Origin of the sequence: Streptomyces sp. NPDC096324, from assembly GCF_044763015.1 — a bacterium.
Taxonomy (GTDB): domain Bacteria; phylum Actinomycetota; class Actinomycetes; order Streptomycetales; family Streptomycetaceae; genus Streptomyces.
Genome location: NZ_JBIWFK010000014.1, coordinates 52682 through 66985 on the forward strand (window position 1 = coordinate 52682; position 14304 = coordinate 66985).

Annotated in this window: 12 protein-coding genes; 3 read left to right on the forward strand and 9 right to left on the reverse strand. The window is 72.0% G+C overall.

What is annotated here, in order from left to right; translation table 11 throughout:
* Positions 1 to 144 precede the first annotated feature (144 nt).
* The gene (locus tag ACIQ7M_RS32415; protein ID WP_403650994.1) at positions 145 to 609 is read left to right on the forward strand and encodes a winged helix-turn-helix transcriptional regulator; all 465 of its coding nucleotides are present in this window, start codon (positions 145 to 147) and stop codon (positions 607 to 609) included.
* 34 nt (positions 610 to 643) lie between these two features.
* On the opposite strand, the gene mutM is transcribed toward ACIQ7M_RS32415, so the two are convergent.
* The 8 genes from mutM to recG all read right to left on the reverse strand — a co-directional run bounded on the left by mutM (position 644) and on the right by recG (position 8301).
* Positions 644 to 1504 (reverse strand): bifunctional DNA-formamidopyrimidine glycosylase/DNA-(apurinic or apyrimidinic site) lyase, encoded by an 861-nt coding sequence (mutM, locus tag ACIQ7M_RS32420; protein WP_355773412.1) that lies wholly within the window; start codon positions 1502 to 1504, stop codon positions 644 to 646.
* Between the two features lie 380 nt (positions 1505 to 1884).
* Positions 1885 to 2742: a ribonuclease III gene (gene rnc, locus ACIQ7M_RS32425; RefSeq protein WP_355766650.1), complete on the reverse strand. Its 858-nt coding sequence runs from the start codon at positions 2740 to 2742 to the stop codon at positions 1885 to 1887.
* A 19-nt stretch (positions 2743 to 2761) separates the two neighbouring features.
* Positions 2762 to 2935, reverse strand: a complete 174-nt coding sequence (rpmF, locus tag ACIQ7M_RS32430; RefSeq protein WP_006139588.1) for a 50S ribosomal protein L32 — start codon at positions 2933 to 2935, stop codon at positions 2762 to 2764.
* A gap of 2 nt (positions 2936 to 2937) precedes the next feature.
* Positions 2938 to 3582: a DUF177 domain-containing protein gene (locus tag ACIQ7M_RS32435; RefSeq protein WP_355766647.1), complete on the reverse strand. Its 645-nt coding sequence runs from the start codon at positions 3580 to 3582 to the stop codon at positions 2938 to 2940.
* Between the two features lie 171 nt (positions 3583 to 3753).
* Entirely contained in the window at positions 3754 to 4824 is a 1071-nt protein-coding gene (locus tag ACIQ7M_RS32440) for a cell division initiation protein (protein WP_389846734.1), read from the reverse strand.
* Positions 4825 to 4923: 99 nt separating this feature from the next.
* A complete protein-coding gene (coaD, locus tag ACIQ7M_RS32445) occupies positions 4924 to 5403 on the reverse strand; it encodes a pantetheine-phosphate adenylyltransferase (RefSeq protein WP_192582606.1) in 480 nt (159 codons plus the stop codon).
* 26 nt (positions 5404 to 5429) lie between these two features.
* Complete coding sequence (gene rsmD, locus ACIQ7M_RS32450) at positions 5430 to 6017, reverse strand: 16S rRNA (guanine(966)-N(2))-methyltransferase RsmD (RefSeq protein ID WP_355766642.1); 588 nt, start codon at positions 6015 to 6017, stop codon at positions 5430 to 5432.
* A gap of 67 nt (positions 6018 to 6084) precedes the next feature.
* On the reverse strand, positions 6085 to 8301 hold the full coding sequence (recG, locus tag ACIQ7M_RS32455; RefSeq protein ID WP_403650998.1) for an ATP-dependent DNA helicase RecG: 2217 nt from the start codon (positions 8299 to 8301) through the stop codon (positions 6085 to 6087).
* Positions 8302 to 8467: 166 nt separating this feature from the next.
* On the opposite strand from recG, the gene ACIQ7M_RS32460 reads away from it, so the two are divergent.
* Together ACIQ7M_RS32460 and ACIQ7M_RS32465 are read left to right on the forward strand one after the other, a co-directional pair.
* A complete protein-coding gene (locus tag ACIQ7M_RS32460; RefSeq protein ID WP_403651000.1) occupies positions 8468 to 10306 on the forward strand; it encodes an HSP90 family protein in 1839 nt (612 codons plus the stop codon).
* Positions 10303 to 13347: a tetratricopeptide repeat protein gene (locus ACIQ7M_RS32465; protein WP_403651002.1), complete on the forward strand. Its 3045-nt coding sequence runs from the start codon at positions 10303 to 10305 to the stop codon at positions 13345 to 13347. The genes ACIQ7M_RS32460 and ACIQ7M_RS32465 overlap by 4 nt, the downstream gene beginning before the upstream one ends.
* Here the strand turns inward: ACIQ7M_RS32465 and ACIQ7M_RS32470 are convergent.
* The gene (locus ACIQ7M_RS32470) at positions 13322 to 14275 is read right to left on the reverse strand and encodes a LysR family transcriptional regulator (RefSeq protein ID WP_355766633.1); all 954 of its coding nucleotides are present in this window, start codon (positions 14273 to 14275) and stop codon (positions 13322 to 13324) included. The genes ACIQ7M_RS32465 and ACIQ7M_RS32470 overlap by 26 nt on opposite strands.
* Positions 14276 to 14304 lie beyond the last annotated feature (29 nt).

Below are 14304 nucleotides of genomic sequence, written 5' to 3' on the forward strand. Positions count from 1 at the left end.
GGCCAGCCTGGCGGACCGGTGGACCTCGCGCATGAACACGTCTGCTCGCGGCTGCTCAGGGGCGGGAGCAGGGCATCGGGCAGGGAGCTAACCAGGAGTTAGTGCAACCTGTCGGGTGGCGCTGTGGCTGAGTATGCTGGCTGCATGGAATCGTCCGCGGGGATCACGGAGCGCGCCGGGAGCGGCGAGGACGGCGTGAGTGCCGGCGGCGGGGACCTCGCGTACGACGTGTTCGCCCGCGGCTGTCCGTCCCGGGGCACGCTGGAGAACGTCACCGGTCGCTGGGGCTCGCTCACGCTCGGAGCGCTGTACGACGGCACGTTCCGGTTCAACGAGCTGCGCCGCCGGGTCGACGGCGTCAGCGAGAAGATGCTCTCGCAGACCCTGCACGCGCTGGAGCGCGACGGTCTGGTGCTCCGTGACGCGCGGCCCACGAACCCGCCGCGCGTCGACTACACCCTCACGCCGCTGGGCCGCGAGGTCGCCGAGCGACTGCTGGCCCTCATCGACTTCGTCGAAGGACGCATGGACGACGTCCTGGAGGCCCGCGGGCGTTACGACGAGATCCGCGAGGCCAGTGGGACCTCGCGGGCGGCGCGGGGAGCGTAGGGGCTCAAAGGCCCAGGGTCCGGGGTCCGGCGCCTCAGGCGGTCGGGCGGGGGGCCCGTTGGCAGCGTGGGCAGAAGTAGCTGGAGCGGTTCATCCAGGCGCGTCGGCGGATCGGCGTCCCGCAGCGGCGGCAGGGCTCGCCCTCGCGCCCGTACGCGTCGAGCGAGCGGTCGAAGTAGCCGGACTCGCCGTTGACGTTGACGTACAGACTGTCGAAGCTCGTGCCTCCGGCGGCGAGCGCGTCGTTCATGACCTCGCGGACGTGGCCGAGGAGTTCGGCGGTGCGCGGCCGGGTCATCGTTCCCGTGGGGCGTTCGTAATGCAGCTTGGAACGCCACAGCGCCTCGTCGGCGTAGATGTTCCCGACACCGCTGATCAGTGACTGGTCGAGCAGGGCGCGCTTGAGGGTCGTCCGGCGGGCGCGCAGCGCGGTGTGGAACGCGGCGTCGTCGAAGAGGGGGTCGAGAGGGTCGCGGGCGATGTGCGCGATGACGTCGGGGAGGCCGTCCGGGGTGTTCTCGTGCAGCGACAGCCCGCCGAAGGTGCGCTGGTCGACGAAGCGCAGCTCGGTCCCCTGCTCGTCCTCGAAGCGGACGCGGATGCGCAGGTGCTTCTCCTCCGCGGCGTCCTCCGGCTGCACGAGGAGCTGTCCACTCATGCCCAGGTGGGCGAGCACGGAGTACGGCGAGTCGTCGAGGGGCAGCCACAGGTACTTGCCGCGGCGCATCGCCTCGCCCACCCGGTGCCCTGCGAGCGCCTTGGCGAAGCCGTCGGGGCCCGCCAGATGCCGCCGTACGGCCCGCGGATGACGGACCTCCACCGATCGCACCACCCGCCCGGTGACCCAGCGCTCCAACCCCCGCCGCACGACTTCGACTTCGGGCAGCTCGGGCACGGGACTCCTCCTGGGGGAACGGGCTGGGCCGGTAATGCCGGAAGGGTACATCGCACCGGACGGCGACCGTCGGGGAGCGGTTCACCACCCAGCCTGAGGCAAGCGTTCCCCCGGGGTTCGATCCCGGCCCCTCACCGCCGCGAACCCGGGGCAGGCCGAAGGCCCGGGGCGGAGCCGGGAAACCGCGCGGGCGCCCAGCCGCGCGGGGTTCGGAGTTGCCTTCCGCCGGCCGGGGCTCAGTCGGCCCCACTCACCCGGCCCCCTCCGCGGCAGCGGCAACGCACGGACCCCGCCCCGGCGCGAGTGCGGCGGGGCGGGGTCCGGTGGTGCGGGGGCCGGGCGGGGACGCGGATCAGCGCGTTCCCGCCCGGGTGAAGGATTCAGGCGGTGGCCGTGTCGGTGCTGGGCGTCGAGGAGGCGTCGGCGGTCTCCTCGATGTCCTGCGCCGCCTGCTGGGCGGCACGAGCCGCCTGTTCGGCGGCCTGCGCCGACTTCGCGCGTTCGTCCGCGGCGGAGTGGATGGCACGCCACGCGGATTCCGCGGCCTGCTGCTCCGCCTCCTTCTTGCTGCGGCCGGTGCCGGTGCCGTACGAGACGCCTCCGACGCGGGCGGCAGCAGTGAAGACCTTCTCGTGGTCCGGGCCGGTCTCCGTGACCAGGTACTCGGGAACTCCGAGCCCTTCGGTCGCGGTGAGCTCCTGGAGACTGGTCTTCCAGTCCAGGCCGGCACCGAGATTCGAGGACTTCTCGATCAGTGGGTCGAAGAGACGGTGGACGAGTTCGCCCGCCGCTTCAAGACCCTGGTCGAGATAGACGGCGCCGATCACCGCTTCAAGGGTGTCGGCGAGGATGGACGCCTTGTCCCGGCCTCCCGTGCCTTCCTCGCCCCGGCCGAGCCGGATGAAGGAGCCGAGTTCGAGGCCGCGGCCCACCTCGGCCAACGCACGAGAATTGACCACCGCGGCCCGCAGTTTGGCCAGTTGGCCTTCCGGCAGGTCGGGGTGAGTGCGGTACAGCGTGTCCGTGACCACGAGGCCAAGTACGGAGTCCCCGAGGAACTCCAGACGCTCGTTGGTCGGCAGACCGCCGTTCTCGTACGCGTAGGAACGGTGGGTCAGCGCACGCACCAGAAGGGCGGACTCGAGCTTGTAGCCGAGCCGCCCTTCCAGAAGCGTGTGGGACGAGGCTGTGTTGTCCGCCTTTTTCTTGGCGTTTGTATCCGCCTTGGCGTCAGACATCAGACCTCTCACCAGCCGCTCAGACCTCGAGGACCTGGCGCTTGTTGTAGGTGCCGCAAGCCGGGCACGCGATGTGCTGCAGCTTGGGCTCGTGGCAGCGCTCGCACGCAACCAGGGTGGGGACCGCAGCCTTCCACTGCGACCGGCGGTGGCGCGTGTTGCTGCGCGACATCTTCCGCTTCGGAACAGCCACGGCTACTTCTCCTGCTTCTCGTCGACGCCAGGTTCGGCGCCGCTCAACTCGTCCTTCTCGCCATCTTCGAGTGAACCGGCGAGTCCCTGCAGTGCCGCCCAACGGATGTCGAGGGCGTCGTGGTGGTGGTCCGGGTCGTCCGCGAGCCGGGCTCCGCATTCGGAGCACAGGCCCAGGCAGTCGTCCTGGCACACCGGCTGCATCGGCAGTGCGAGCACCACCGCATCCCGCAGCACGGGTTCGAGGTCGAACAGTCCGTCCTCGAGGGGGAGAGTCTCCTCGTCGTCCTCGGCGTCGTCGACCGGCTCCGCCTTGGGGCGGCCCCGGTCATCGGCGTCAGGGTACGAGAACATCTCCTGGAAATCCGCTTCGAGCACCTGCTCAAGCGGCTCCAGACACCTTACGCACTCCCCCTTCGCCGATGCACGGGCGGTGCCTGTGACAAGCACCCCTTCCATGACCGACTCCAGACGGAGTTCGAGCTCCACCGGCGCGCCTTCCGGCACTCCGATGACACCCTGGATCCCGAGATCCACGGGAGCGTCGATCGTGCGGGTCAGGCGCTGCATCGCGCCAGGACGCCGCCCCAGCTCGTGTGTGTCGAACACGAGAGGATTGCGGTGGTCGAGGCGGGCGTTCAGAGCCATTCCTGCTTTCGATCTACGAACTCGGGGACACCGCCCCAGGTGTCCCTCGGGCAGCGCTGATCGCGGACGTACACGCGACCGAAGAGCCAGGATACTGGACCTTTCGCTCACGGCCCAATCCGGTGCGCGCCGGCCCCCGGGCCGGGGGCGCGCGCCCCTCCCGACCGGGGGTCAGTGGCCGCCGCGCCCCTGCTCGTACGCCCTGAGCTGGTCCGCGCTGATCATGCTGGTGTCGAAGAGGCTGGCCTCGTCGAGGGCGTGGTTCTGCTGGTCCATGGCGTGGGCCTGCTGGCCGTAGACCTGCCCGCTCTGGTCGTAGCCCTGCTGGTCGTAGCCCTGCTGCTGGTAGGCGGCGTACGGGTCGGCCTGCTGGTAGCCGTAGGCGTCCTGCTGCTGCGTGTACTGCTGCTGGTAGCCGTACGGGTCGGCCTGCTGCTGGTAGGCGTACGCGTCCTGCTGGGCGTAGGACGGCTGTGCGGCCGGCTCCGGGGTCCGGGCGCTCTGCTCGGGGTCGTCGGCGAGCTCCGCGAGGCCGGCCAGGTAGTCGGCGTCGCTGGTGTGCGCGCCCGGCGTCCCGTCGTCCGCGAAGGTGCCGAGTTCGCCGAGGTCGTCGCTGGCGATGCGGCCCTGGAGCTTCTCGCGGCCGCGGCCGACGGCCTCCAGGGTCTTGGCGAGGACGGCCTCGAAGGCGCCGAGCTTGGCGTCGACGTAGTCGTCGGCGTTGCGGCGCAGGGTCTCCGGGTCGTAGCTGCGCTCGGGGGCGTCCTCGTCCTCGTACCCCTGCTCGTCGAGGCCGGGGCCGGTGCCGAGGAGCTTCTCGCGGCCGCGGCCGACGGAGCCGAGGGTCTTGGTGAGGACGACCTCGAAGTTGGCGAGCTGGGAGTCGACGTAGTCGTCGGCCTCCGCGCGGATCTCCTCGGCCTCCTTGCGCGACTCGTTGAGAATCCGGTCCGCCTCGTTCTGCGAGCGGCGGGCGACCTCGGTGTCGGAGATCAGCGAACCGCGCTCGGCGTGCGCGGTCTCGATGATCCGCTCGGCCTCCTGACGGGCCCGCTCGACCATCTCCTCGCGGCCGCCGATCAACTCCTGCGCCTGGGCGAGGGAGCCGGGCAGCGCCTGGCGCACCTCTTCCAGCATCGCGAGCAGGTCGGCGCGGTTGACCACGCACGATGCCGACATGGGCATGGAACGGGCACTGCCGACCGCCGAGACGATCTCATCGAGCTTCTTCTGTACGTCCACCGTGTGCTCGCCACTCTCTACAGCCGTGATGGAGACGGACGGGACGACTGTACGACCACTCCCGCACCGCCCGACACCGGGTGACGGACAGTCAGTCGCTCAGTCCTTGCCGAGGCGCTCCGTGAGCGCCTCCAGGACCACCGGCGGCACCAGGTGGGAGATGTCGCCGCCCCAGTTCGCGACTTCCTTCACCAGTGACGAGGAGAGGAAGCTGTAGGTGGGGCTGGTCGGGATGAACAGGGTCTCGACGCCCGAGAGGCCGTTGTTCATCTGGGCCATCTGGAGTTCGTAGTCGAAGTCGCTGACCGCGCGCAGGCCCTTGACGATGGCCGGGATGTCCCGCTGCTTGCAGTAGTCGACGAGGAGGCCGTGGTAGGCCTCGACCTGGACGTTGCCGAACTCGGCCGTGACCTCGCGGATCAGCTCGATCCGCTCGTCGACCGTGAACAGGCCCTTCTTGGACTGATTGATCATCACGACGACGTGCACGACGTCGTACAGCGCGGAGGCGCGGGCGATGATGTCGAGATGTCCGTTGGTGATGGGGTCGAATGACCCCGGACAGACGGCGCGGCGCAACAGTGGTCCCTCGCTCTCCGGTCCGGTCATCGTGCGTCTTCGCACGTAGAGGCGGCGCGACCGTACCAAAAGGTCCCCTCGCCGTAACGACGGGCCCTGACGGCCTCGAAACCCTCGGGCCAGCCGAATTCTCCGCCTCTTGTGCTGCGCTCCACGGTGACGAGCGCATCCTCCGTGAGCCAGCCCCCGGTGCGGAGTGTGAGCAGAATCTCCCGAAGATCGTCGTCCGCGACGGCGTACGGAGGGTCGATGAAGACCAGGTCGTACGGTTCCCGCGGCGCCGCCGTCCGGACGATCTGTTCCGCTTTGCCCGCTCTGACCTCGGCGCCGGGCAGGCCCAGCGTCTTCACGTTGTCGCGGATGACCTTGGCCGCGCGGGCGTCCGCCTCCACGAGCAGGGTGTGGCCGGCTCCGCGGCTGAGGGCCTCCAGGCCGACGGCGCCCGAGCCCGCGTACAGGTCGAGCACGCGCTCGCCCTCCAGCGGGCCGCCGAGCAGGGACTGCCAGGTGGAGAAGAGGCCCTCGCGCGCCCGGTCGGAGGTGGGGCGGGTGCCGGTGCCCGGCGGGACGGCCAGACGGCGTCCGCCGGCCCGGCCGGCGATCACGCGGGTCATGAGGGTCCTTTGCGCTGGGGGTGGTCGGTTCCTCCCAGTCTCTCAGCCGTAGGCCGCCCGCCGCCGCTCAGCCCTTGTCCAGGTACTGCTCCCGCTCCTCGTCCAGCAGGGCGTCCAGGGCGACGCGCAGGCCGGGCAGGCCCGTGAGGTCCGGGTCGGCGGCGACCACGGCGGTGGCCTCCTCGCGGGCCTCCGCGATGATCTCCTCGTCGTCGATGACGGTCAGCATGCGCAGCGAGGAGCGGACACCGGACTGCGCCTGGCCGAGGACGTCGCCCTCGCGGCGCTGTTCGAGGTCGATGCGGGAGAGTTCGAAGCCGTCCAGGGTCGAGGCCACCGCGTTCAGCCGCTGGCGGGCCGGGCTCGCCTCCGGCATCTCGGAGACCAGCAGGCAGAGCCCCGCCGCCGAGCCGCGGCCGACCCGGCCGCGGAGCTGATGGAGCTGGGAGACGCCGAAGCGGTCGGCGTCCATGATCACCATGGCGGTGGCGTTCGGTACGTTCACCCCGACCTCGATCACGGTCGTGGCGACCAGGACGTGTGTCTCGCCCGCGGCGAAGCGGCGCATGACGGCGTCCTTGTCGTCCGGGTGCATCCTGCCGTGCAGGACCTCGACCCTCAGGCCCTGAAGGGGTCCCTTGGCGAGCTCGTCGGCGATGTCCAGGACGGCCAGCGGCGGACGCTTCTCCGCCTCGTCCTCGGCGGACTTCTTCCGGGCGGCCTTCTTCGGGTCGTCCTCCTCGTCACCGATGCGGGGGCAGACGACGTACGCCTGATGGCCGTTCTCCACCTCCTCGCGCACGCGCTCCCACGCGCGGGTGAGGAAGTGCGGCTTGTCCGCGGCCGGGACGACATGGCTGGCGATCGGGGACCGTCCGGCGGGGAGCTGGTCGAGCACGGAGGTCTCCAGGTCGCCGAAGACCGTCATCGCGACCGTGCGCGGGATGGGGGTGGCGGTCATCACCAGGAGGTGCGGGGGCTGTTTGCCCTTGCCGCGCAGGGCGTCGCGCTGCTCGACGCCGAAGCGGTGCTGTTCGTCGACCACGACCAGGCCCAGATCGTGGAACTGCACCTTGTCCTCGATCAGCGCGTGGGTGCCGATCACGATCCCGGCCTCGCCGGTGACCAGGTCGAGCAGCGCCTGTCGGCGGCCGGCCGTCCCCATGGAGCCGGTGAGGAGCACGACCTTCGTCGCGTGCTCGGCCCCGCCGAGCATGCCGCCCTCGGCCAGCTCGCCCATCATCTCGGTGATCGACCGGTGATGCTGCTGGGCGAGCACCTCGGTGGGCGCGAGCATCGCTGCCTGCCCACCCGCGTCGACGACGGCGAGCATGGCGCGCAGGGCCACCATCGTCTTCCCACTGCCCACCTCCCCCTGGAGCAGCCGGTGCATCGGGTGTTCGGTGGCGAGGCCGTCGAAGATCTCCTTGGAGACCTTCCGCTGGCCCTCGGTGAGGGTGAAGGGCAGTCTGCTGTCGAAGGTGGTCAGCAGGCCGTCGGGCGCGGGGGTGCGGGCCACGGCCGGGAGCTGGGCGTCGGCGTGCCGGCGGCGGGCCAGGGCGACCTGGAGGACGAAGGCCTCGTCCCACTTGAGGCGGGCGCGGGCGTCGTGGATGTCCGCCTTGGTGTGCGGGCGGTGGATCTTGAGGAGGGCCTCGGGGAGGGTGACCAGACCGCGGCCGTCCCGCAGCGGGTCCGGGAGGGGATCGACCGCCTCCTGGGCGCTGGGCAGCACCGTCTGCACGGACTTGGCGATCTTCCAGGACTCCAGCTTGGCGGTGGCCGGGTAGATCGGGATGAGGGCGCCCGCCCAGCTGTCGACGCTCTCCGCGGCCTCGTCGCCCTCGCCGCGCAGCAGTTCGTAGGCCGGGTGGGCGAGCTGGAGGCGGCGGTTGAAGACGGAGACCTTGCCGGAGAACATCGCGCGGGTGCCGGGCAGCAGGTCCTTGTGGGGCTTGTGCACGCCGTTGCCGAAGAAGACGAGCTGGATCCGGCCGCTGCCGTCCGTGATGGTCACTTCGAGGCGCTGGCCCTTGCCGCGGGGTGCCTTGGAGGAGGCGAAGGTGTGCAGGCGGGCGTCGGCGACCTGGGCCACCACCGTCACGTGCTCGTCCATCGGCAGGTCGGCGAGGTGCGTGAGCTGTCCGCGCTCCTCGTATCTGCGGGGGTAGTGGTGCAGCAGATCGCCGACGGTGTGCAGGCCGAGGTGCTCGGCCATCACCTTCGCGGTGGCGGGACCGAGCGCCTTCTTCAGTGGTTCTTCGAGCACGGGCACGAGATCCATTGCACACCACGGCACTGACATTGCCGTATACGTCCGGGGAATCCGCTGGTCAGACGGCTCGTTCCGGGCCTAGGATGACGCGCTCCGGCCCTCTTCGCGGTCACCTCCCCCGGGACCGCCCGACCCCGCGCCGTCGCCCGTCCCCCCACCGACCGGCGCAGCGACGATGGACTCCCAGACCTCACAGCCGTCCCAGGCCTCCCCGTCACCTCATACGTTCCAGGTCGACCTGCGCGGTCTGGTCGACCTCCTCTCCCATCACCTCTACTCCAGCCCCAAGGTCTACCTGCGCGAGCTGCTGCAGAACGCCGTCGACGCGATCACCGCGCGGCGCGCCGAGGATCCGGACGCCCCGGCCACGGTGCGGCTGTACGCCGAGGACGGAACCCTGCGGGTGGAGGACTCCGGCGTCGGGCTCACCGAGTCCGACGTGCACAGTCTGCTGGCGACCATCGGCCGCAGCTCCAAGCGGAACGACGGTCTGGAGTCGGCTCGTTCGGACTTCCTCGGGCAGTTCGGCATCGGGCTGCTCGCGTGTTTCGTCGTCGCCGAGCGGATCCGGGTGGTCAGCCGCAGCGCCCGCACGCCCGGGGCGGCGCCGGTCGAGTGGACGGCGGCCGACGACGGCTCGTACACCGTGCGCACCCTGCCGCAGGAGGCGCGTACCGAGCCCGGCACCACCGTGCACCTGGTGGCGCGGGCCGGGGCCGGCGAGTGGCTGAGCCCGGAGCGGGTCCGGTCGCTGGCGCGCGACTTCGGGGCGCTGCTGCCGTACGACGTACGGGTGGGGGACGAGGCGATCGCGGATCTGCCCGCGCCCTGGGACCGGCCCCATCCGAGCCCGTCCGCCCGGCGGGTCGCCCTGGCCCGGCACTGCCGGGAGCTGTTCGGGTTCACTCCGCTGGACTCGATCGACCTGGACGTGCCGCTCGCCGGGATCCGCGGTGTGGCCTACGTGCTGCCGACGGCGGTCAGTCCCGCCCAGCGCGCGAGTCACCGCGTGCACCTGAAGGGCATGCTGCTCACCGAGCGGGCCGAACAGCTCCTGCCGGACTGGGCGTTCTTCGTGCGCTGCGTCCTCGACACGGACAGCCTGCGGCCCACCGCGTCCCGCGAGTCGCTGTACGAGGACGAGACCCTCGCCGCCGTACGGGAGGCGCTCGGCGAGCGCATCCGGTCCTGGCTGACCGGACTCGCGGCGGGTGACCCGGAACGGCTGGCCGCCTTCCTGTCCGTGCACCACCTGGGAGTGAAGTCGCTGGCGCGGCACGACGCCGGGATGCTGCGCACGATGCTGCCGTGGCTGCCGTTCGAGACGACCGACGGACGGCTGTCCCTCGAGGAGTTCGCGCAGCGGCACCCGGTGGTGCACTTCACGCGGACCGTGGAGGAGTACCGGCAGGTCGCGCCGATCGCCTCCGCGCAGGGGGTCGGGGTCGTCAACGGCGGCTACACGTACGACAGCGAGCTGATCGAGGCCCTGCCCGCCGTCCGTCCGGGCACGGCCGTCTCGGAGCTGGACGCGGACACCGTCACGGCGCACCTGGACACGGTCGACCCGGCCGAGGAGCTGGCGCTGGCCGGCTTCCTGGCCGCAGCGCGGGCCCGGCTCGACCCGCTGAACTGCGACGTCGTGCTGCGCGCCTTCCACCCGTTGTCGGTGCCCGCCCTGCATCTGGACGACCGGGCGGCCCGCCACGAACAGGCCCGGGCGGAGGCCGAGGAGCAGGCCGACGATCTGTGGGCGGGCATCCTCGGTTCGCTGCGCGGCAGCGCCCCCCGCGCGCGTCTGGTCCTCAACCATCTCAACCCGCTGATCCGCAGGATCAGTTCGCTCGGTGATCCGGACCTCGTCGGAACGGCCACGGAGTCCCTGTACGGACAGGCCCTGCTGATGGCCCAGCGCCCGCTGCGGCCCGCGGACTCGGCGCTCCTGAACCGCTCCTTCATCGGCCTCCTGGAATGGGCCACCCACACCGACCCCGGAAAGGACGACCGCCGATGACCCCGGCCATGGACTTCGACACGCTGCGCCGGGCGATGGCGGACAACTACGAGCAGCCCGAGGGGCCCGGCCGCAACGCGCGCGCGGAACAACTCCTCGTGGAGGCCGAGGGGCTGGACGTCCCGCTCGCCGTGATCGAGGCGCTCGGACACCAGCTCAAGGTCTACAACTACAGCTCCGAGAAGGACAAGATGTTCGTCCCCTTCGCGCGCCTGCTGCGCATGTGGGACGAACACCCGGAGGACTTCGACGAGTTCGAGATCCACTCCCTGCACTGGGTCTTCAAGTGGATGTCGGCGGGCATGCTCGACCAGCCGCACGTCCCGCTCGCCTCCATAGAGAAGTGGCTCGGCGAGATGGAGCAGCGCTACCGTCTCGCCGGTCACTCCGAACGGGCCGTGCGCAGCGCTGAGTTCAGTGTCGCCGCCCATCTGGGCGACCTGGGGCGCGCCGACCGGGCGTACGGGGCCTGGCTGGCGGCGGACCGCGACTCGATGGCCGACTGCCACGCGTGCGAACTGCACGGGCAGGGCTGGTGGCGCGCGGTGCGCGGCGCCGAACAGGAGGCGCTGGAGCTGTGGGCGCCGGTGCTCCAGGGCGAGTACACCTGCGCCCACGAGCCGCACACCGTCCTCGCGTCCTCCCTGCTGCCGCTGCTGCGCCTGGGACGCGTCGAGGAGGCGCGCGCCCATCATCTGCGGGGTTTCCGGCTGGTGCGGGCCATGGAGAGCATGCGCGGCGCGTACGCGGACCATGTGGAGTTCTGCGCCCTGACCGGCAACGAGGCGCGCGCCCTGGAACTGCTCGCGGAGCGCCCGGCCTACTTCACGGACTCCGGGGATCCGCGCAGCAAACTGGACTTCATGGCGGTCGTGGCGCTCACGATGGACCGGCTGACCGCGCTCGGGCTCGGCGGGCAGGCGGTTCCCGGGCCCGCGGGGCGGGCGTGGACGGCCGCGGAACTCGCCGTGCACGCGCGCGGGGAGGCAATCGCGCTGGCCGCGCGGTTCGACGACCGCAACGGCACGTCGTACGTCGGCGAGCGGACCCGTGCCCGCATGGACCAGCCGGTGCTCGTCGGCCGGCTGCCGCTGGGTGTCCGTTCCGCGGCCCCGGCACGCGCGGGATCCCGGCCGCCGGTGCCCGCGCCCTCGGGGCGGGCGGTGCCTGAGGCCGCCGAACCGGGCGTGGACGCGCTGCTCGCCGAGGCCCGGCGGCTCTCGGCGCTGCGGGACCCGGACGCGGTCGAGGCGTGGGCGGCGGTCTCGCGCGCGGCCGAGGGCCACGAGCTGGAGGTCCGCGACCGCGCGGAGATCGCCGATCACGCGGCGATGGGCCTCGGGCCGCGGGGCGCCGAGCTCTTCCAGCGGGCCGCCGGGCTGTACGCCGAGGCGGGCGACCCCGGCAAGGCGCTGGCGGCCCGTTCCCGCGCCGCGTACGTCCAGACGCTGTCGGGCGGGTCCGCGCAGGCCCTGGAGGTCGTCGCGGAGCTGCGCGCGCGGGTGCTCGCCCTGTTCGCGGAGGGAGGGACGGGGATCTCGCAGACGGCGTCCGTACTGATGAGCCGGGCCCGGACGCTGATGCACCGGGTGGACGAGCTGGAGACCGACGCGGTGAACGGGCAGCCGTTCCACGACACCGACACCGGCTCCGAGGTCGATGTCATGGTCGCCGCCGAGGAGGCCGCGCGGGAGCTGCTGGACCTCACGGGGCCGCACGCCGGGGACGACGTGGGACTCGCGTCGCGCGCCGCCGAGGCGTACGCGATGCTCGGGGAACTCGCGGCCCGCGCCGACGACGCCGAAGGGGCCGCCGAATTCCTCCGGCGCGCCGTCGACGGGTTCGTCGCGGCGGGGCTGCCGTGGTTCGCCGTCGAGTACGACTCCCGGCTCGCCGGCATCGCGACGCATCTCGGCGACCTGGACGCGGCGGAACGGGCGACGCGCGACGCGCTGGAACACGGAGGGTCCCATCTGGAGCCGGTGGGCCATGCCCAGCTTCACCTCCGGCTCGCCGAGACACTCGCCGCCACCGGGCGGCTCGGCCCCGCCTCGGAGCATGCCCTGGAGGCCGCGCACTGGGCCGACGAGGCGGGCGAGGCCGCCACGTTCGGGGCCTGGGCGCGCCACCACCTCGGTGGTTTCCTGCTGCGGCTCGGGCGGTGGGCGGAGGCGGCCGAGATCCTGGAGTCGGCGCTGCCGGATCTGACCGCCGAGATGCACGGCGAGGGCGCGATCGTGCAGACGCGCTGGTGGCTCGGCGACTGTCTCACCGAGCTCGGCGAGCACCGCGAGGCCGCCGAACACTGGCTGCGTGCCGCCGACATCGCCCGGCACTGGCCCGAGCAGCGCGACCACGCGATGCTCGCGAACCTCGCGGCCGAGGCCCTCGCGCACGCCGGGATGACCGCGCGGGCCGATCAGGCGTACGTCCGTGCGTGCGACCTGTGGCGCGAGCTGGGCGACGTCGGCGGGCTCGTCCGCACGCTCCGGGCCCGCGCGTGGGGCGCGGCCCGACGGGACGGCGAGCTCGGCGAGGCGCGGGAGCTGATGGCGCAGGCGATCCGGGAGTGCGAGTCGGCGGCGGAGGCGGGAGCCGGAGCCGATACCGGAACCGGAACCGGTGTCGACGCGGATTCCGGTGCCGGTGCCCGCGTCCGTCCCACGGACGAGGGGGCGGACGAGGAGCGTCGTGTCGTCGCCGAACTCGGGCACACCCACCGTCAGTTCGGCGACCTGTTGGCCCGCTCCGTGGCGGACGACGCGGAAGAGCCCGTCGTACGGGAGGTGTTCGAGGAGGCACTCGGGCACATGGCCCGGGCGATCACCGTGTTCGCCTCCCTCGGCGAGCCCCTGCTCGGTGCCCGTACGGCCGCCGAACTGGCGGCCGGCTGGCTGGAGGCCGACCTGGGGCGGCACGAGGCCGCCTCCGCCCGCGCGCGTACGGTCCTCGCCGTGTGCGGCCGACTGGACGGGGAGATCGCCGAGGCCCGGCGGGCCGAGGCCGAGAGGATGGTCACGCTGATGGAGAAGGCGACCTAGGGTCTGGTCCGGCCACGCCGGGACCGGTGGTGTCGCCGGTGCGGATCGTCTCGGCCGCGCGGCGCAGTTCGCCGAGGACCGTCCGTACGGCCTCGCGGGCCGCGCGCTCGGGACGGTGGAGCACGTCGATGCGGCGTACGGCGTGGACCCCGGTCAGGGGTCTGAGGACCAGGGCGGGATGCGGGCGCGTGGTCCAGCGGGGCATCAGGGCGAGGCCGCCTCCCGCGGCGACGGTCTCCGCGACCACCGCGAACTCGTTGATGCGGTGGACGATGTCGAGCCGCCGGTTCGCGGCGGTCGCGATGGCGTCGACGGTGGCCATCAGCGGGAAACCGTCGTGCACGGTGATCCAGGGCAGACCCGCGACATCGTGCGGGGTCAGGCTCGCCTCGCGGGCCAGCGGGTGATCGGCCGGCAGGGCGACGTCGAGGGGTTCGCTCAGCAGCGTGGTCGCGGTGACGGTGCGCGGCCAGGGCGGCGTGTGCGCGAGATGGTGGGCGACGACGAGGTCGTAGTCCCGGGTCAGCCGGGGGAAGTGGTCCTGCGCCACGTCCTCGTCGGCGAGCGAGAGCCTCGGGGCCGTCGCGGCCCGGTCGCGCAGCAGGACCGGGAAGAACGTGGCGGCCGCGCTGTGGAAGGCGGCCACGGACACGTCTCCGGCCGGCTCGTCCACGAACTCGTCCACGCAGTGCCGTGCCCGGGCGAGGGCGGTCTCCACCTCGATCGCCGCACCGGCGAGCACCCGCCCGGCGTCCGTCAGCACCAGCCGCCGTCCGTCGCGTTCGGTGAGCGGGACCGGAATCGAGCGTTGCAGCAGGCGCAGGTGCTGCGAGATCGCCGAGGGAGTCATCAGCAGCGCCTCCGCCACGGCGGTGACACTCCCCAGCTCGCCCAGTTCACGCAGGATCCGCAGCTGCCGCTCGTTCACCCGTTCATTGTAGTGATGCTTAAAAGACC